This is a genomic window from Rhizobium altiplani, assembly GCF_001542405.1.
Taxonomy (GTDB): Bacteria; Pseudomonadota; Alphaproteobacteria; order Rhizobiales; family Rhizobiaceae; genus Rhizobium; species Rhizobium altiplani.
Genome location: NZ_LNCD01000104.1, coordinates 1 through 18,355, shown reverse-complemented (window position 1 = coordinate 18,355; position 18,355 = coordinate 1). Strand labels below are relative to the sequence as shown.

The following is an 18,355-nucleotide window of genomic DNA, read 5'->3' as shown; positions in this document are numbered from 1 at the left end:
GTGAGCGCAACGAATGGCCCACGGCTTTCGTGATTTGACTAAATAGGTTTCTGGCTTTCTGGCTCTCGGTCAGAACTTCTGCTTTGCCCGCTTCGGCATAAAATAGGTTCGGATATTGACGAGTGCTTCGGCGACGGCAGCAGCATCCTGGTGGGTCGCTTTCCGTTTTACCTCGCCGAGCTTGCGGATCGGCGCAATGATATCCCCAGTGACGGCATGACCTCGAAGGACAGGCTGCCAAAGCCTTGGCGCGTGTCGTGTTCCAATGAGAAAGCAGATGTCCCAATCAAATGGATCAAGGGTCTGATCATCGATCTGGGTGAACCTTGGCCGGTGGTCTTTCGGTCTCTCGGAAAGGCTTGCAGATATCCGATTATACTCTGCAACGATCGTCTGCACGGCCCGATGTTCGGTTGTTTCCATCGGCAGGTTTAGGGCATCCGGGCCGGTCAGTTCCGGGATCCATTGCCGTGGGTCGATGAACCTGGGGCCGATGATGAGGGCCGTAAGATAACCATCGAGTCTGCTCATTGACCAGATAGGCGATGGCGGACGACGTCTCCTGATAAAGGCTTCGAATGCGTCGTCATCGAGCTTCGGTCGCGGCGTCATCTCCTGGCTGTTCTGTGTCATGCCGCTTGTCGCTCCTGCTGTGTCATCGCTTCGCGTTCCGCCTTCCAGGCCCAAGGCAAAAGGCTCTCCATCTCGTTGGCTTTCACTTTGCCGGAGATGATGCGCTCCAGCACATCGGCAAGCCAGACGTCGGGGTCCACGCCGTTAAGCTTTGCCGTGTTCACGAGCGATGCCAGGACAGCGAAGGTCTTTCCACCCCGCTCGTTGCCCACGAATAATGAGTTCTTTCTCGTCAAAGCCACGGATTTCATGGAACGCTCGACGACATTGGAGTCCACCTCGATCCGGCCATCCTCTAGAAAGGCTGTCAATCCGCTCCAGTGGTTGAGCATGTAAGTGACTGCCTTGCCAAGTGCCGATTTCGACGACACCTCGTCGCTCAGTTCGGTGAGATGGACCTTCAGTTCTCTCATGATGGGAGCTGCCTCACGACGCCTGCCGCTAAGCCGGGTATCTTCATCTTCCCCTCGTAGTTTTGCTTCGATGCGATAGATTTCGGCAATCCTGGCAAGGATCGACAAGGCCTCCGAAGAGCCGGTCAGTTTGACGACGTCAACGAACTTTCGCCGTGCATGAGCGAGGCAGAAGGCCAGCCGCATGGGGGCAACGTTGCTCTTGCCGCGTCGTTTGACCATGGTTTTATAGGCTTGATATCCATCAACCTGAAGCACGCCGGCGAACGACGACAGTTGCCCCTCGATCTCGCGAGCGCTGCGGCTTTCGGCAAAAATGTAGGCCACCGCCGGCGGCGCCGGACCGTTCCATGGCCGATCGTCAACCGCTTGTGCCCATAACTGGCAGACCTTGGTTCGTTTGCGCCCCGGATCGAGGCGCGGAAGTGGCGTCTCGTCACAGAACACCCTCGGCTGCGAGCGGATGAAGGCGGTGAGTGCATCGTAGAGAAGTTCGAGCCACCAGGCGACCCGCGTGACCCATGCCCCGAGCGTACCGCGATCAATGATGACGCCGCAGGAGGCCAGCATCTGCGCCTGGCGATGCAGCGGCAAATGCCAGGCAAACTTCGAAACGGCGACATGGGCTGCAAACGCCGTGGTCACCATGCCGCCGTCCATGATGCGTGCTGGTGCGGGTGCTTGCACGATGCCACTCTCGCAAGCCCGGCATGCATAGCGTGGCCGGATCGTCCGTTTCACCCGGACTACTGCAGGCACGATGTCGAGCGCCTCGCTGACATCAGTGCCGATGCAATGAAGTTCGAACGAACAGCAGGGGCAAGTCTTGCTCGCTGGCTCGATGAGCTCGTCATAACGCGGAAGGTGTTTCGGCAAACGGCCGATATTGCGGGCTGGCGATCGCCGTGCCTGCGTTTTGTCTTCATCGACCGGCGCGACATCGTCATTGGCAGCAACGGGAATGTCGCCTAGATCGCCAAGATCGAGCATTGCCTGCGTTGGATCGATCGTCGTCATCTTCTCCGATTTCGTCCCGAAGAGCTGGCGCTCAAGGAAGGCAACGCGCGCCTTGAGATCGGCATTCTCTTCGTCGAGCGAGAGAATGATCCGGGTCAATTGCGCAGCATCCTGGGGCAAGGGATCGGGTCGAAGCGGCATGACAGACCCTACCACACGGGTCTGAATCTTCAAGCAAAACCAATAGGATCAGCCTGCTTTTGAGGGCCTCCTCACCGCGTTTCGTTTGACGCGCGTCCAGTCAATGCCGGCCAGCAAAAGCGAGAACTCCTGGGCACTCATCTGCATAGCGCCATCGCGGATCGGAGGCCAAACGAACTTGCCCGCCTCCAACCACTTCGTCGCTAGGATCATGCCTGATCCGTCCCAATAAATGCAGCGAAGCCGATCAAGACGCTTGGCGCGGAACACGAACACGTCGCCACAATAGGGATCGGCCGCAAGGGCTGACGCCACCAAAGCTACCAGGCCATTCATGCCGCGCCGGAAGTCGACGGGTTGCGTCGCAACCATGATCTTCACGCCATTTGGCGAAACTCCGATCACCGGCGCCCTCGCAACGCCGCTACCATCGCCTGCGCCAGTTCAGGCGCTACCGAGCCGATGACCGTCATGCGTGCGCCCGCAATCTCGATCTCAATTCGGCCAGCGAGAACCTCTGGGGCATTCGATGGCGAGCCTTCGTGTCGTGCGCCATCCCCAACCACTGTCACCGGCACGAACACGGCAGGCGGCAAACTAGTCTTTGCCGACCGTTGAGAGGTTAGTCCGGCTTCCCGTCGCCACACATTCAGCAAGCCGCGATTGACGCCCCAGCGCCTCGCAACAGCCGAAATGTTCACTTCAGGTTCTGCGCTCTCCGCGAGAATCCGCGCCTTCTCCTCGTCAGTCCAATTCCGCCGCTGCCGCCGACCGGTGATCACCTCGATCCGCCGATACTTTCCCTCATGCCTGGCTTCATGCATGCCTTCATCCATGACTTCAAGCATGGCATCAGCGCGATCTCCAACCATCCCGGTCCACTCCTATCAATGATAGAGCTTATCTCGAGGCCTCATTCACAAAAGAAAAGGTGGGCTGTTCGTCGCGCTCACATTTGTTCATGCGTTTCGCTCGTGTCCGTGGCGAGCGAATAAAGCCGTTAGTGGCGATGCGCTGGCGATGGCACGGTCGTCGTCAGCGACTGATTGGTCTGCTCCTGGAGAGCGAGTGCTGCCACGCGCATCGTATGCAGCGCCGATTAGTCGGGTTGGGTTTCAGCCCTTGATGCTTCTGCGTTGGACGCGAGCGCGATCCTGGAACAGCAACGGAAGATTTGAGCCAAATTGGCCCATGTTCGAAGGTCGTTAGGCTGTATCTCGTCCGCCGGTTTCTCCTCGGGCGCACCCCATTTCAACTGTGTTGAGCGGTAGAACACAGCACGTAGACGTGGCAAAGTCTTGTATTTAGGGCTATCCAGAATGCGCCAAAAATGATCACCGCGTGCACTTTCATGGTTTCACCCTGCAAACTTTCGCTTATAAAGATTATAGCAGTTTATTTTGTAAGGAATGGGTGGGACGGTCATTGAAGCAATGGGTCAAAGAGCACGGGTTGCGGGAAGTCGAGGATCCGGCTATCGGCAAGACGATTTACAGGAAGCCGTTTCAGGGAGTGATCGTCTTAAGCGCTGAACTCGAGAGGCAGATCAGTCTCAGCCTCCGCGAAGCGCGCAATAGGCGAAAGCTACCGCGATCAAAACTCGCGCCCATGCTAGGCCTCAGCGAGCAAGTTTATGGCCGGTATGAGAACAAGGTCTCACGCCTGACGGTCGGTCGCTTGATACATCTTTGCGAAGTTCTTGACGCTACGCCTGAAGAGATCATCGCGCCCGCCGCGCCCCATCTGTGGGGCGAAACGAAAGGCCGGGCGGAAGTGATCCTAACATGCATCAAAAAGCTCAGGTGCTTTGATGAAGAGACGTTGCGTGATGTGCTTAGCTTGTTGGCGCGACTAAGCGAGGGTGACGAGACTCCGACCGACGATGGGCTTAAAGTCATGACTCATGAGCCGAGGTCGCCTCATGTATAAGAGCGCCGAGCAGGATCCTTTGGGAGCGCCGGGCCTAAAGCTCGCCATTTTGCTTCCGAATAGACGCCGGAAATAATTGCGACGCCTCATCCGCCAGGATCTCGCGCATCCAAACGCTGGCCGGATCGCTATTATGGAGGGCAGGCCATTGCACGGCCTCATTGAAGGAAGGAAGCGGTAACGGCAGCTCCATTATCGTGAGCGGCAAAGTCTGCGCAAAATGATGTGCAAGGCGCGACGGCATGGTGCCTATCCGGTTCGTGTTGGATAGGACCGGCGGGATCATGCTTAACCCCTGTACGATGACCTCGATTCGCCTTTTGAATCCGTGCTGAAGCAGATACCACTCTTCGATAGACGGTCTGCGCGAGTTGCCGAATTTAGCCGCTACGTGGCCTAAGGACATATATCTGTCAAATGAAAGTGGCTCCGAAAGTTGCTCGTTTTTGCCGCAGCCAACACATACAAGCTTCTCTTCAAACAGCCTCATCTGCGGGTGAGCGGCGGGCATGAAAACCTCCGGTAAGATGAGGAAATCAACCTCGCCGCGTCGAAGAAGCTCATCATAGTCGTCCGCCAGAGGAAGAAACTCGAAGCTGGTGCCGGGCGCTTCGCGCGCCGCTCGCTTCACCACTTTATCGATGAAGACGAGGGTCATGAAGTCGGAGAGGATTATCCGGAAGCGGCGATCTGACTTAACCGGATCAAAGGGTTCGAACGATATCACTGACAGCTGTATTTGAAGTAGTGCGTCTCGCACTGCGGGTGCTAAGCCTTCTGCTCGTGGCGTCGGCACAAGCTCACGACCATTCATCCGGAACAAGTCGTCCTTAAAGTAGGCACGAAGCCGGCCGACGGCTGCACTCATGGCCGGTTGGCTTAGGTGGATGCTGCGCGCCGCAGCTGTAAGATTGCGCTCCGTCATGAGCGCGTCCATCGCCACGAGAAGATTTAAATCAAGTCCCTTAAATCGCATCCTAGTCATCCACCTTATGGATGGGTGTCATCCAAACAATCAATTTTACCGATCTTGCACGATGGTGCATTAGGAAAATGTCGTTAAGTCGACATGCGTGTCAAGAATAAAACAAGTATAAATCCGACGCTAGTTGTATAGCGGCGCGGAATAGATAGTTGATATCCGCCGGAGGAAAGATATTGACTGCCGAAGACATAGTATTTGGGTAGTCGAGGTGACTGGCGGGAAGTGGTGAATGCTGGTTTGGACCTGAGAAGTCCCCCTTGTATTGCAAGGCCAGAACAAGAGGAGCCAAGTCATGGGTTCGCAGGTAGACTGGAAGCTGCGCTGGGAAAACGAGTTGGATCTAGCGGATCATGTCGAGTTGGCGGATTTTTTTCGGAAAACTTACGGACCCACAGGAACATTCAACGCCAAGCCCTTCGAAGAGGCTCGGAGCTGGGCAGGAGCAAGACCTGAGCTTCGGGCTATAGGCTATGACGCCAGGGGCGTTGCGGCTCATATGGGTCTCCTGCGGAGGTTCATTCAGGTTGATTCAACCGACCTTCTGGTAGCCGAACTTGGGCTGTACGGGGTGCGCCGCGACTTGGAGGGTCTCGGTATCAGCCACTCGCTCCGTACGGTGCTGCCGGTATTGCAGCAGCTCGCTGTTCCTTTCGCGTTCGGAACTGTTCGGCCTCAGCTCCACAAACACATTCAGCGGTTTAGTCGGTATAGTCCGGTAACGATCTTAAAAAATATCCAAGTGCGTTCAACGCTGCGCGAGGCTCGGGTGGACAAGGCTCCCGTTCGCCTTGAGGACCCACTGGTCATCGTACTTCCAATAAGCAAGCTGATGTCGGACTGGCCAGCGGGGAATACAATCGATCGGAACGGACCAGAGCTATGACGCCATTGGATTGCTTATACGAGATCTCAAGACCTTGTGCAGACAGAGCGGATGCGCCGACAGTGTACCTCACGTTCGATGACGGTCCACATCCAATCTGCACGCCACAAATTCTCGATGTCCTTTCGGAGTATCAGGCGCCTGCCGCATTTTTTGTAATCGGAGTCTATGCCAAAGCCCAGAAACAGATTCTACAGCGAATGATCGCCGAAGGGCACCAGATCGCCAACCACACTATGACACATCCGGATCTGTCACAGTGCAGTGTGTCCGAATTGGAAGATGAAATCTTCACGACTGGTAGCACAATCTCTGCGGTCTGTCCCCAAGCCTGCCTCCGTTACATGCGTGCGCCATATGGGATATGGACTCAAGAAGTCCTCAAGACGTGCCAGCGCGCCGGCTTGGTCTCGATCCACTGGTCCGTTGACCCGCGAGACTGGGATTGCCCAGGAGTCGACGCCATCGTCACTGCGGTACTCGAAGGTGTACGGCCTGGGGCAGTGATATTGTTGCATGACGGCTGTCCTCCGAATGAGTTGAAGGCCGCCTCTGGGGCCTGCATCCGCTCCCAAACGATAGCAGCGCTTGCCCATCTCATCCCCGCCCTGCGCACTCGCGGTTATTCGATTAGCCCGCTTCCGCAAACTACTAAAGGCCATCCCCATGTTCCTGCTTGAGACTACCAGCACAGTGGCAATTTCGTTATATGCGGCGTTGTCGGCGGCTTATAAGAGCATGCAGGCTATCTACGCGCGCCCTTCGAGGTACCAACAAGCTTGTGGTGAGCCAAAAGGACCCGTGGCGCTCCCGAGCGTGGACGTTATCGTACCGGCATTTAACGAGAGTCCGGTTGCTCTTCGCGCTTGCCTCAATTCAATTGCGGGCCAACAATATACTGGAGATCTTTCTATCTACCTTGTCGACGACGGCTCAAGCAACCTTGATGCCGTCACGGCTGTGCATGCCGAGTTTGCGCGGGATCCACGTTTTACGATAATCCTGTTGGAGGAGAACGTAGGTAAACGGAAGGCGCAGATTGCCGCAATCCGTCGCTCATCCGGAGATCTGGTTCTCAACGTAGATTCAGACACCATCCTTGAGCCTGAGGTTGTCAAGAAACTTGCTTTGGCGATGCGCGACACCTCGATCGGCGCAGCGATGGGGCAGTTAGCTGCGAGCAACCGGCATGACACATGGCTGACACGGCTAATCGACATGGAATATTGGTTAGCATGCAACGAAGAGCGCGCCGCGCAAGCGCGCTTCGGCGCCGTCATGTGTTGCTGCGGTCCGTGCGCGATGTATCGCAGGACAGCGCTATCTTCGGTGCTCGATCAATATGAAACGCAGATGTTCAGGGGGAAGCGAAGCGACTTCGGCGAAGATCGACATCTGACCATCCTGATGTTGAAAGCAGGTTTTCGGACGGAATACGTACCCGATGCGATTGCAGCGACTGTCGTCCCGGCACGCATCCGACCGTACCTTCGTCAACAACTCCGCTGGGCACGTAGCACCTTTCGGGATACGTTTCTGGCGCTGGGCCTTTTGCCCAGCCTCGATCGTTTCCTCACACTAGATGTCCTTGGCCAGAACATTGGCCCGTTGTTGCTAGCGATAGCGGTTCTTGCGGGCATTGCGCAGTTCGCTCAGACTTGGACAATCCCTTTTTGGACCGTTTACATGCTAGCCGTAATGACAATTACTCGCTGCGCCGTTGCTGCGGCTCGAGCACGTCAGTTTCGGTTCCTTGGCTTTTCTCTGCACACGCTCATCAATATTTTCCTTCTTCTTCCGGTGAAGGCCTACGCCCTTTGCACTTTGAGCAACAGCGACTGGCTGTCGCGAGGTTCCACAGTCAAGAAGCCCCCTGCCGATGTGTCTACATCGGCCACGGATACATTCTCGCCGAGTACTCGTGCGCGCGGCAGTCATGCTCCCTTTCATCGATGCACTCTTGCGCGGGATGCTTCAAGGCCGATGGCTTACGACAGCCTCAGCAGTGAAGACTAATGCAGGAGAGACGGCAATGAAATCGAGTGGAAACTATAAACTTCTGAGCCGCGAGTTAGCTGCGGATGACCCGTGGCGGCTGGATGGAAGCCCTTTTGAACGAGAGCGCCACGCCGAAATGTTAAGGCTAGCACTTGCAGGAAGACCGATTGACAACGCACTCGAGGTTGGTTGTGCTGCTGGGGCGTTTACTGAGAAACTTGCGCCTCACTGCCGGCATTTGACCGTAATTGATGTCGTACCACAGGCAATTACCCGGTCGCGTCGCAGGACAAACAACCCAAAGAATATCAGTTGGATAGTCTCAGACGTTGGACAGTTCTCATCAAGAGAGATGTACGACCTGATCGTTGTTGCAGAAGTTCTCTACTACCTGGGGGAGATAGCACAGATGCGAGCAGCTATCAGCAACTTGTTGCGAATACTTGCTCCCGGAGGACACCTCTTATTTGGCTCCGCCCGTGATGTCAACTGCAAACGTTGGGGGCATGCTGCCGGTGCGGAGACCGTGATGACATTGCTCAACGAAACGTTGGTCGAAGTAGAGCGTGTTGAGCTGAAGGGCGGCTCTGACAACGAGGACTGCCTACTGGCTCGTTTTCTTAAGCCTCTTCTTGACCCCCGAATGACTGAGCGCTGAGATCTGGAGGTATTATGCGTATCTGTGGTATTAAGCTAACACATGACGGATCAATAGCTTTGCTAGAGGATCGTCGGCTGATTTTCTCCGTCGAACAGGAGAAGCGCGAAAACAACCCGCGATATCAGAATATCGACAACCTCGATACTGTCATCGATATTCTGGCGGATCACGGACTGAAAACCGACGATATTGACCAGTTTGTTATTGATGGCTGGGACGGCGAAGCGGAGTCTCATTTCAACGTATCCAGCGGTCAGGCGCCTCTGGTGCTGAGGGGCGGACCCTATGTTGAACGTCGGCCTGATGGAGTGCTTGATCCCGTAGAGGGGACAGGGCTAGTTATCGGCGGCAAGTCGTTTCCCTATAGGAGTTTTTCTCATGTCACCGGCCACATCGCATCTGCTTATTGCACGAGCCCGTTCGCTGCCGCCGCAGAGCCCTCTTATTGCCTAATATGGGACGGTTGCATCTTTCCGCGCCTCTACCACGTGGACCGCGGCGGCGCCCGGTTCCTGCAGTCGCTTTTTCCAATCATAGGCCAGGCCTATGCGGCTGCGGGGCATTATTTCGGACCTTACAAGCGCTCAAGCCAATTGACTTGGGACCTTGGCTTAGCCGGCAAGCTGATGGCCTTCATCGCGCTCGGATCGGCGCACGAAGACATCATTTCGATATTCCAGGAACTTCACGAGCAGCATTTCCTGTCGGGTACTAGCACAGACGACTACTGTGGATTCGGTACCGGCGACGCTGAGACCTCGTTGGCGTCTATTCACAAATTCTTCGATGCAAGTGTCGCGCGACTGGCCGGTAAGCCGGCCGAGGACGTGCTGGCTTCGTTCCATTCCTTCCTCGAACGTCTTTTGGTGCGCGAGATGGGCGCAGCAATGCTACGCCATCCATATCCGGGACCGCAGAATCTCTGTATCGCGGGCGGTTGCGGGCTGAATATCAAATGGAACAGCGCTCTTCGAAACACCGGTCTCTTTGCGCAAGTCTTTGTTCCTCCATTCCCTAACGACAGCGGGTCCGCCATTGGTGCAGCGTGTAGCGCGATGGCTGCAAGTGACGGCTTTGTTTCAATCGACTGGTCCGTTTATAGCGGCCCCGTTTTGAGGGACGCTGATGTTCCGCCGGGGTGGAAAGCCGCTCCCTGTAGCTTAGCGGATCTTGCGGCGCTTCTTGCAAAGAACGAACCTGTCGTATTTCTGACAGGTCATGCCGAGCTAGGGCCACGTGCCTTAGGCGGCCGAAGTATTATCGCATCGCCGACATCACCGGTCATGAAGGATCTCCTTAACGACATTAAGTTACGCGAGCATTTCAGGCCGGTTGCACCAATTTGTCTGGAAGACCGGGCGCCCGAGATATTCAATCCGGGAACACCAGATCCCTACATGTTGTTCGACCATCAAACTCGCGCCAATTGGCGCCGCGAGATCCCTGCAGTTGTACATCTTGACGGTTCGGCAAGGTTGCAGACCATGTCTCGAAACTCGACGCATCCAATCGCGCAGCTACTTGTTGAGTACGAAAGCCTCACCGGCATTCCGCTCCTCTGCAACACAAGCGCCAACCACCACGGGCGCGGCTTCTTTCCAGACGTCCGCTCTGCCTGTGATTGGGGAAAGGTTGCGAACGTGTGGTCGGCCGGCACCCTCTTCAGCAACGAACGTAACGAACGGCCCCGTGGTGATGAGGATGAATACTTTGGAGCGGCTACCGCATGACTTCGGTAGCAATCAAACTGCAGGGCGTCCGGAAATCTTACGGCGACAACTTAGTCGTGGAAAACCTGTCATTCAGTGTAAACGCCGGGGAGTGCTTCGGCCTTCTAGGTCCGAACGGCGCGGGGAAAAGCACGATCGCCCGAATGATACTGGGAGTTGCGCAGCCGGACGTAGGCAAGATCACAGTGCTTGGCATTTCGGTACCTGCCCGCGCCCGCCTGGCGCGAAGGCGGATCGGGGTTGTCCCTCAGTTCGACAATCTTGATAGCGAGTTTACGGTTAGCGAGAACCTACTGGTGTTCGGCCGATATTTCGGAATGAGAAGAGGCGAAGTAGAAAGAACTATACCCTCGCTCCTCGAGTTCGCTCGTCTGGAAGATAAGGCGCACGCCCGCGTAGGCGACTTATCTGGCGGCATGAGGAGACGTCTGACCCTCGCGCGCGCCCTGATCAACGACCCGCTTCTATTGGTCATGGATGAGCCAACAACGGGACTGGATCCCCATGCGCGCCATCTCATATGGGAGCGATTGCGCGCGCTGTTAGCTCAGGGCAAGACAATAATTCTGACAACCCATTTCATGGAAGAAGCCGAGCGACTTTGCGACCGCCTGTGTGTGGTCGAACGAGGTCGTATAATAGCGCAAGGTCGTCCACATTCGCTCATCGAGGAGCAGATCGGCTGCCAGGTCATCGAAGTATATGGGGGCAATCCACATGAAATGCAGGCACTCGTTGCTCCCCATGCCGAGCGGGTCGAGGTCAGCGGTGAAACGGTGTTTTGCTATGTCCGCAATCCGGAGCCGGTGCTAGCTCACTTCAGAGCCCGCTCAGAGTTGCGTGTCCTCCAACGTCCGCCGAATTTGGAAGACGTTTTTTTACGACTGACAGGTCGCGACTTGGAGACGAGAGCGTGAGGCATGTTATCGCGATGACGCTGCCGGCAAATGCATGGAACTGGATTTCGGTTTGGCTACGAAATTACCTGGCCTGGAAAAGGGTTGCCGTTGCATCAATCCTTGGCAATCTCGCTGACCCGATAATCTATATGTTCGGCTTGGGATTGGGTCTGGGGATGATGGTTGGCCACGTGGAGGGCGCACCATATATAGCATTCCTGACAGGCGGTATGGTAGCCGCCAGCGCCATGACGTCGGCAACGTTTGAAACCATTTATGCCGCTTTTGCCCGAATGCAGACGCAAAGGTGGGAGGCCATACTCTACACGCAACTCACCCTCGGCGACCTTGTGCTTGGTGAACTGGTTTGGGCGGCCACAAAGGCGTTTCTTGCTGGTACCGGCATAATGATAGTCGCGATCGTTTTTGGTTATGCTCCGTGGACCGCGCTGTGGCCTGTACTTCCAGTCGTGGCGTTGACCGGGTTGGCTTTTGCCAGCCTCGCAATGGTAGTGATGGCGCTTGCTCCAAGCTACGAGTATTTCATCTTCTACCAGACGCTATTTCTGACGCCCATGCTCTTTTTATGCGGAGCGGTCTTCCCAGCCAGTCAACTACCACGAGTTTTACAGTACGCAAGCCAACTGTTGCCGCTTGCCCACGCCATCGACCTTGTCCGGCCAGCCATACTCGGGGAGCCGTGCCTCGGCTCTGGCCTGCATCTGGGTGCCCTCTGTCTCTATGCTCTTCTACCATTTTTTCTGGCAGTGGCGCTGCTGCGACGGCGCCTAATGCCCTGAAGCAACTATAGCCTTCGAAAGGAGTTTTGGTCATGCAGCGCCGCGCACTCGCCCGTAGTGGCCTGAATAGTAGCGGATCCGGCCCGGGAACTATGAGTCGGGGCGAGCTAAATACGGAAGATGAGGCACATTCCCAGCTGGATGCGACTCCAGAGGCTCGCATAAACTTCGTGGACGAGGCGGAGATGTACCCCGTACCCGGTCGTTTTTTTCGTTACAACGAGGAGCGGGCCCAAGATCCCGCACTCGCACACACGGCACTGTTTCGGAAGCACGGTGTTGGTTCAGTACATGGCTCCCTCGCATTCGTCATCGGCCGGCCGTTTGTCGCCAGTCCTCTCGTGGGCGCGAGCTCACTTGCACGAGTAAAACATAATCTTGCAGCGGTGGACCCGAAGCTGGCCGAGGAGCTTTTGGTCGGCATGCAGGCCATCTATCGCCGGTACGGACCCCTGTCGCCATGACCTTGATGCGACGAAAGCAACATTGGACAATCAGCTTTGGCCTTTATGGACGCGGACATTTTAAGGGAACAGTGCAATGAACGTTACGACAAGGTTGGCAGAACCCTTTGTCATTCTCGGCATGCCGCGAAGTGGCACGCATTATCTCGAAGCTCTCCTCAACCAGCACCCCGAGGTGCATAGCAGTGGCGAACTCCTCAACGCCTATGATGAAAATTGGTCAAATAAGGATCGGCTGTTATTGCCCGACCGAGAACTACTGGCATACGCCTATTGTAGCCTGCCGCGGATTGACAAGAATTTGCTACGTATCGGCTGCAAGATTAACGAACCTCAGTTCGAGGAGCGGCCAGGTTTTTTCGATGAGCTCGCCAGGTGGCCGGGGCTAAGAGTTATTTTCCTCAAAAGGCGAAACACTCTCGAGTCTTTGCGGTCGCTAGTACAAGCAAGACAGAGCGGGAAGTGGTTAAAGTTACGGTCGATCCACGATGCAGCGCCTCCGCCGAGCGTTCGGCTGCGGATTGAGGACTGCGAGATCTATTTCCAAAAGGCCGAGCAATTCCTGTCAAAAGTAAGAGCTTCGTTCGCACCATTAAACCTGCTGGTTATCGATTATGAGGATCTGATCAGCGATACTAACGCGTGTCTCTCCCATGTTCTGAGGTTTATGGGGCTAGCACCATTGCAGCGGGTGCTTGAAACAGCCATCGAGCGTCAGGAAACAAGATCGCTTGAGCGATCTATCCAAAATTATGATGAGCTAAGACTCCACTTCCAAGATGGGCCGTATTCAAAATTCTTTGACGACGCCTGCCAGCACGTTGAGCTCTGATATGCGGCAAAGCCATCTTCGATACCTTGAGTCTGAAGCGATCCATATCATCCGGGAAGTCGCTGCCAACTTTTCGCGCCCCGCTATCTTGTATTCCATTGGTAAGGATTCCTCGGTTCTGGTTCACCTTGCAATGAAAGCATTTTTCCCCTCGAAACCGCCTTTTCCGTTGCTGCACGTGGATACGCAATGGAAGTTTCGCGAGATGATAGAGTTTCGTGACCGTACCGCAGACCACCTTGGCCTGGAGCTCATCGTGCATGTTAACCGCGAGGGTGTTGAACAGGGCATCAACCCTTTCAAGGACGGTGCCAACACATACACGCACGTCATGAAAACGTTAGCTCTCCGCCAAGCACTTGACAAGTATGGCTTCGATGCAGCGTTAGCGGGTGCTCGTCGGGACGAGGAGAAGTCGCGCTCGAAAGAACGCATCTTTTCGGTCCGAAGCGCGCAGCACTCTTGGGATCCAAAACGCCAACGCCCGGAGATGTGGAGGACGTATAATACCCGACTGGGCTCGGGTGAAACGATGCGTGTCTTCCCCCTTTCGAATTGGACTGAGATCGACATCTGGCATTACATTCAGATGGAGAAGATCCAGGTGGTGCCGCTGTATTTTGCAGCACGCCGTCCGACGGTTCAACGCGGTGACCTAATCATCATGGTCGATGACGAGCGTATGCCTCTTCGACCCGACGATCAAATCTCGCACTCCATGGTGCGCTTCCGCACCCTCGGCTGCTACCCTTTGACAGGGGCGCTTAGGTCGCGAGCAAGGAATGTGCCCGAAATTCTGGCAGAGATCGCCGCCACGCGCACTTCGGAGCGCCAAGGGCGGCTGATAGATCAGGACGAGGCTGGCGCACTCGAGATGAAGAAGCGCGAGGGGTATTTCTGATGTCAGGCTCTCTAGTAAGAGCTCCAAAACTCCGTGGCGCGGACACTTGGCCCGCTCAGGCGAAGTCACCACTTCGGGTGATAACCTGTGGCTCAGTCGACGACGGAAAGTCAACGCTGATGGGACGACTGCTGTGCGATGCGCAACTGGTGTGCGAAGATCAACTGGCCAGCCTGTCTTCTGCCAGGGGTCACGGCGACGGTGAGCAACTGAATTTTGCGCTATTGTTGGATGGCCTCCAAGCTGAGCGGGAACAGGGCATCACCATTGATGTCGCGCATCGGTTTTTTTCGACCCCGAAGCGCAAATTCATTGTGGCGGACGCGCCAGGCCATAATGAATATACGCGGAACATGGCGACAGGAGCGTCTACCGCAGATCTCGCTGTTATTGTGGTGGATATCCGGCAGGGAATTCTTCGTCAGACGAAGAGGCACACGCATCTCTTATCACTTCTCGGGATTCGTCACATTGTTCTCGCGGTCAACAAGATGGACCTCGTAGGATATAGCGAATCCAAGTATCTGGCTGTTCTCAACGACTTTAGGGCCTTCACCGAAACCCTCGGGTTTGCAACCGTAGATGCCATTCCGATGTCGGCGCGGTTTGGAGACAATGTTGTCTTTCGGTCGAAAAACGTTCCGTGGTACGCGGGCTCAGTTCTTCTTGAGTATTTGGAGGATTTCGAGGTTTGCTCCACTGAAAAGCATAAGGTGCCGCGTTTCCCGGTACAGCTTGTCATTCGCCCCCATTCCGACTTCCGCGGCTACGCCGGTAGAGTAGCATCCGGTACGATTCGCGTCGGTGACCCCGTCGTTGTTGCAAAATCAGGCTCGCATTCGTCAGTTGCAAAGATTGTGACTGCTGACGGGGACCTTTTGTCCGCAAGAGAAGGTGACGCAGTCACACTGGTCCTTTCCGACGAACTGGATGTCTCCCGAGGCGACATCCTCGTATCTCCCTCGTCGCGTCCATATGTGGACGATCACTTCCAAGCCTGCCTCATCTGGTTCGACCCTGATCCGATGCGTCCAGGCCGGAGCTATCTGTTAAGGACGGAGAACGACAGTGTCGAAGCGACCATTACGGCGTTAAGGCACCGCGTTGATGTTGATTCTCTACTCTGCCAGCCAGCAAGTACGCTGGAGATGAACGAGGTCGGAGTGTGCAACATCTTGGCGCAGAGGCCGCTCGCATTCGACGCATACGAGCAGAATCGTTCGACCGGAAACTTCCTTTTAGTAGACAGGGCAAGCGGCGCGACCGTCGGCGCCGGAATGATGGTTTCTCCCCTTCGCCGCCCTAGCAATATACATCTGCAATCCCTTGACGTTTGCAAAGCTTCCCGTGCCGAAATTAAGGGACAGCAACCAGCAGTCTTATGGTTTACGGGGCTGTCCGGATCTGGAAAGTCAACGATTGCAAACGCACTGGAGACGTTGCTCCACGCCAGTGGCAAGCATACATATATTCTTGATGGCGATAATTTGCGCAACGGACTCAATCGTGATCTTGGGTTCGGTTTCGTTGATCGAATCGAGAACATCCGGCGGGTGGCTGAGGTCGCGAAACTCATGGCCGACGCGGGGCTCATAGTCATCTGCTCATTCATCTCCCCTTTTAGAGAGGAGCGCCGTATTGCTCGGGAGCTTATGGATGAGGGAGAGTTTGTGGAAATCTTCATTGATACGCCGCTGGAGGAATGTGTGAGACGTGATCCGAAGGGACTTTATGAGAAAGCGTTGAAAGGTGAGATCACGGATTTTACAGGGGTTTCGTCGCCATACGAACCTCCTGAGCAACCCGAACTGCACCTCAAGACGGTTGGTCATGAACCGACGATACTGGCTCGTGAAATCGAGAGCTTCCTCAAGGAGCGGACCAGGACGCATATTGGGACGTAATTCTGGTTAGGACATCCTATCGACAGGTGAACATCCGGACCATGAGGTCGTGTACGGCAAGTCCTGCAAATAGCCTTCGTTCTCAGGAACATCTGGCATGCCAGTATTCTGGCCTGCCTAGTCGAGCAGACGACGCGCTTCAACAGTTATCGGCAGGCGAGTGTCATCTGGCAGATCTGGCAGGAGAAGTCGCCACCCATTTCGTAACAGGACGGAGCCGCCCCAGAGGCTCTCTTTTTCGAACTCGACTATTGGCTCTTCCAAATCCTTCTTTGGTACATATGCAGATAAGCCCTCAGGTGAACGCCGGATCATGACCTTCATCCTGCTAGTCCTTGGGCAGGCAAACACGCGCCCATGTGGTCTTTCCCGCAGGCGAGTTCTCTTGCTCGCATACCGACAATAGCCTCCGCTTCGGTCCATTCATCCGCGTTGATGTAGAATTGCTGGAGAAAAGTGCCAACGTCGAGCACATGGCCGCTGTCTAACTGCCGCACCAAGGTTCCGCCAAAGCGCTTTCCTGGATCGGTGCCGTCGTTCTTGACGTCGATCCTCGCTATCACGAGGTCACCGGGCAAGAATACTGGCCTTGAGACGATCTCTACCTGCGGCGAAATTGCAATTTGCATAATTTACCTCTTGTCCTGAAATGGCCGACGTGTGCGTGATCTGCGGTTAGGCCGGGACGCAGGTTTGAGCGACCGGACAGATTGAGACGCATTGCTGTGTGTCGAAGTGGTCTTTGCACTCCGTGCACTTCTCAGGGTCGATAACATAATTGTCGCCCTTAAATTCGATCGCATTCGAAGGGCATTCGAATTCACATGCACCGCATTGTGTGCATTGAGAAGTAATGATCTTGAAAGCCATTCATCCGCTCCTTTCCTGTTTGAAGGGTCTCAAGCCATCGCGTATCCAGCACTTGTTTCAGCCGCATAGACGGCGCTCATGGCAGTTTCAATATAATGGAACCCATGTTCGTCAACGGCACGGATGCCGGCGTTGCCAAGTCATCCAAGCGATCTCGAAGTGCTTTCAATTCCCTGGGGGTAGAAGAGCGCTGTCCTGTGAGGCCGAAAAAAGTGCCGTGTGCTGGATCCGAAATGAGCGGCATAATGTTGTGCAGAAACGCTCTCGGCTCCTTAACCCATCTGTTCACCTCAACCAGATGCCTATCATTCACGCCGGGATCATAACCGAGTTTATCTTCCCCGCTCCGCCATCATCTCCAGGCTCAGCGTCTGCGGCCTGTGCAATATTTCAGCGGCGTCCCTCCCGGTGAGGGTTTTGCGCTGGGCAGGCTGTCACGCGAACTCAATAATGTGGTCACTAAACACCTCCATTCTTTGTGAACATGACGGGCTATTTAGCAACATCTGTGCCAAGTCTGATGGTTGCCAAGCCGACTAGGTTGATGCGGATCTCGTTGGCAGCAAGAAACCACTGCTGTAGCATTGACGTCTTGGCAACAGCTGGATGTAGTGATCCCAACGTTACATTCCGCGCTTTTTCGTTTGCGGTAAGAAAATGGTCATCAACACCTCCCTTCAAGAGGTGCCGACACAATCCAAAATCGATGCTGCCGCATCCTGCCGAAGTGGCGCTAGTCACCTGGAACTAAAGTAAGCTTCATTTTGTTTGGCTTCTGTTAGAAGAGCAGGAGTTGATTGATGGTTGGCAGGCAAGCAGGCCTCGTCGTTCTGAGCGAGGCAGATAGAAATTTCCTGGAATCTCAGGTGCGCCGGCATAAAGCGCCGCGCTCCTTGTCGGATCGATGCCGGATGGTCTTGCTGTGTGCGCAGGGTCTGCAAAGTAAAGACGTTGCCGAGCGTCTTGGGGTCCACGAGCATACGGTTGGCAAGTGGCCGCCGGTTCATACAAGATGGCATTGAAGGGCTGACAGATGAATATCGTGCCGGTCGACCGCGAACTGTCTCTGATGCCCAGGTTGCTCAGGTCGTCGAGCGTACATTGAACACCACCCCCAAGGATGCCACGCACTGGTCCATCCGTTCGATGGCAGCCTCCAGTGGACTTTCGCATACCACCATCCGTCGGATCTGGACCGCCTTTGGCCTGCAGCCGCATCGTGCCGAGACATTCAAGCTTTCCTCTGATCCGCTCTTCGTCGATAAGGTGCAGGACATCGTCGGTCTTTACATGTC

At 55.3% G+C, this 18,355-nt stretch carries 19 protein-coding genes and 2 pseudogenes; 12 read left to right on the top strand and 9 right to left on the bottom strand.

The genetic code is table 11. The features are described 5' to 3' along the window. Positions 1 to 69: 69 nt before the first annotated feature. The 4 genes from AS026_RS24700 to tnpA are packed head-to-tail and all read right to left on the bottom strand — an operon-like array spanning position 70 to position 3,076. Positions 70 to 633 (bottom strand): UPF0149 family protein, encoded by a 564-nt coding sequence (locus tag AS026_RS24700; RefSeq protein ID WP_062368490.1) that lies wholly within the window; start codon positions 631 to 633, stop codon positions 70 to 72. Next, positions 630 to 2,204, bottom strand: a complete 1,575-nt coding sequence (gene tnpC, locus AS026_RS24695) for an IS66 family transposase (protein WP_028749712.1) — start codon at positions 2,202 to 2,204, stop codon at positions 630 to 632. The genes AS026_RS24700 and tnpC overlap by 4 nt, the downstream gene beginning before the upstream one ends. Positions 2,205 to 2,252: 48 nt before the next feature. Beyond that, a complete protein-coding gene (tnpB, locus tag AS026_RS24690; RefSeq protein WP_028749713.1) occupies positions 2,253 to 2,609 on the bottom strand; it encodes an IS66 family insertion sequence element accessory protein TnpB in 357 nt (118 codons plus the stop codon). Further along, positions 2,606 to 3,076: an IS66-like element accessory protein TnpA gene (gene tnpA / locus AS026_RS24685; RefSeq protein WP_062368489.1), complete on the bottom strand. Its 471-nt coding sequence runs from the start codon at positions 3,074 to 3,076 to the stop codon at positions 2,606 to 2,608. Before tnpA ends, tnpB begins: the two co-directional genes overlap by 4 nt. Positions 3,077 to 3,629: 553 nt before the next feature. On the opposite strand from tnpA, the gene AS026_RS24680 reads away from it, so the two are divergent. Next, the gene (locus tag AS026_RS24680; RefSeq protein ID WP_028749486.1) at positions 3,630 to 4,133 is read left to right on the top strand and encodes a helix-turn-helix domain-containing protein; all 504 of its coding nucleotides are present in this window, start codon (positions 3,630 to 3,632) and stop codon (positions 4,131 to 4,133) included. Between the two features lie 34 nt (positions 4,134 to 4,167). Here the strand turns inward: AS026_RS24680 and AS026_RS24675 are convergent, their stop codons facing one another. Continuing rightward, complete coding sequence (locus tag AS026_RS24675) at positions 4,168 to 5,109, bottom strand: LysR family transcriptional regulator (protein WP_007539212.1); 942 nt, start codon at positions 5,107 to 5,109, stop codon at positions 4,168 to 4,170. Positions 5,110 to 5,410: 301 nt separating this feature from the next. Between AS026_RS24675 and AS026_RS24670 the strand changes: the two genes are divergently transcribed. The 10 genes from AS026_RS24670 to cysC all read left to right on the top strand — a co-directional run bounded on the left by AS026_RS24670 (position 5,411) and on the right by cysC (position 16,190). Next, the gene (locus AS026_RS24670) at positions 5,411 to 6,001 is read left to right on the top strand and encodes a NodA family N-acyltransferase (RefSeq protein ID WP_028749488.1); all 591 of its coding nucleotides are present in this window, start codon (positions 5,411 to 5,413) and stop codon (positions 5,999 to 6,001) included. Next, positions 5,998 to 6,681 carry a chitooligosaccharide deacetylase NodB gene (gene nodB, locus AS026_RS24665; RefSeq protein ID WP_007539208.1) on the top strand — a complete coding sequence of 228 codons (684 nt, stop codon included), beginning with the start codon at positions 5,998 to 6,000 and terminating at the stop codon, positions 6,679 to 6,681. Before AS026_RS24670 ends, nodB begins: the two co-directional genes overlap by 4 nt. After that, entirely contained in the window at positions 6,668 to 8,017 is a 1,350-nt protein-coding gene (nodC, locus tag AS026_RS24660) for a chitooligosaccharide synthase NodC (protein WP_007539206.1), read from the top strand. Before nodB ends, nodC begins: the two co-directional genes overlap by 14 nt. Next, a complete protein-coding gene (gene nodS, locus AS026_RS24655; RefSeq protein WP_037076494.1) occupies positions 7,938 to 8,657 on the top strand; it encodes a nodulation methyltransferase NodS in 720 nt (239 codons plus the stop codon). Before nodC ends, nodS begins: the two co-directional genes overlap by 80 nt. 14 nt (positions 8,658 to 8,671) lie before the next feature. Next, a complete protein-coding gene (nodU, locus tag AS026_RS24650) occupies positions 8,672 to 10,390 on the top strand; it encodes a nodulation protein NodU (RefSeq protein ID WP_007539202.1) in 1,719 nt (572 codons plus the stop codon). Beyond that, on the top strand, positions 10,387 to 11,307 hold the full coding sequence (gene nodI / locus AS026_RS24645) for a nodulation factor ABC transporter ATP-binding protein NodI (RefSeq protein WP_007539201.1): 921 nt from the start codon (positions 10,387 to 10,389) through the stop codon (positions 11,305 to 11,307). The genes nodU and nodI overlap by 4 nt, the downstream gene beginning before the upstream one ends. Before the next feature lie 14 nt (positions 11,308 to 11,321). Further along, on the top strand, positions 11,322 to 12,089 hold the full coding sequence (locus tag AS026_RS24640) for an ABC transporter permease (protein WP_037076491.1): 768 nt from the start codon (positions 11,322 to 11,324) through the stop codon (positions 12,087 to 12,089). A gap of 540 nt (positions 12,090 to 12,629) precedes the next feature. Next, a complete protein-coding gene (locus tag AS026_RS24630) occupies positions 12,630 to 13,385 on the top strand; it encodes a sulfotransferase (RefSeq protein ID WP_028749492.1) in 756 nt (251 codons plus the stop codon). Position 13,386: 1 nt separating this feature from the next. Further along, on the top strand, positions 13,387 to 14,286 hold the full coding sequence (gene cysD / locus AS026_RS24625; protein WP_028749493.1) for a sulfate adenylyltransferase subunit CysD: 900 nt from the start codon (positions 13,387 to 13,389) through the stop codon (positions 14,284 to 14,286). Continuing rightward, complete coding sequence (gene cysC, locus AS026_RS24620) at positions 14,286 to 16,190, top strand: adenylyl-sulfate kinase (protein ID WP_007539192.1); 1,905 nt, start codon at positions 14,286 to 14,288, stop codon at positions 16,188 to 16,190. The genes cysD and cysC overlap by 1 nt, the downstream gene beginning before the upstream one ends. Before the next feature lie 117 nt (positions 16,191 to 16,307). Here cysC and nifT read toward each other — a convergent pair whose 3' ends face one another. From nifT to AS026_RS43660, 4 genes and pseudogenes are all read right to left on the bottom strand, one after another. Next, positions 16,308 to 16,514, bottom strand: a complete 207-nt coding sequence (gene nifT / locus AS026_RS40480; protein ID WP_016558493.1) for a putative nitrogen fixation protein NifT — start codon at positions 16,512 to 16,514, stop codon at positions 16,308 to 16,310. Beyond that, on the bottom strand, positions 16,511 to 16,819 hold the full coding sequence (locus AS026_RS24615) for a nitrogen fixation protein NifZ (protein WP_007539191.1): 309 nt from the start codon (positions 16,817 to 16,819) through the stop codon (positions 16,511 to 16,513). The genes nifT and AS026_RS24615 overlap by 4 nt, the downstream gene beginning before the upstream one ends. A gap of 46 nt (positions 16,820 to 16,865) precedes the next feature. Continuing rightward, entirely contained in the window at positions 16,866 to 17,060 is a 195-nt protein-coding gene (locus AS026_RS40475) for a 4Fe-4S binding protein (protein ID WP_007539188.1), read from the bottom strand. Positions 17,061 to 17,202: 142 nt separating this feature from the next. Next, positions 17,203 to 17,470, bottom strand: a pseudogene (locus AS026_RS43660) (nitrogenase cofactor biosynthesis protein NifB); the annotation flags it as partial. A gap of 390 nt (positions 17,471 to 17,860) precedes the next feature. Here AS026_RS43660 and AS026_RS24610 point away from each other — a divergent pair. After that, a pseudogene (locus tag AS026_RS24610) lies at positions 17,861 to 18,355 on the top strand (IS630 family transposase); the annotation flags it as partial.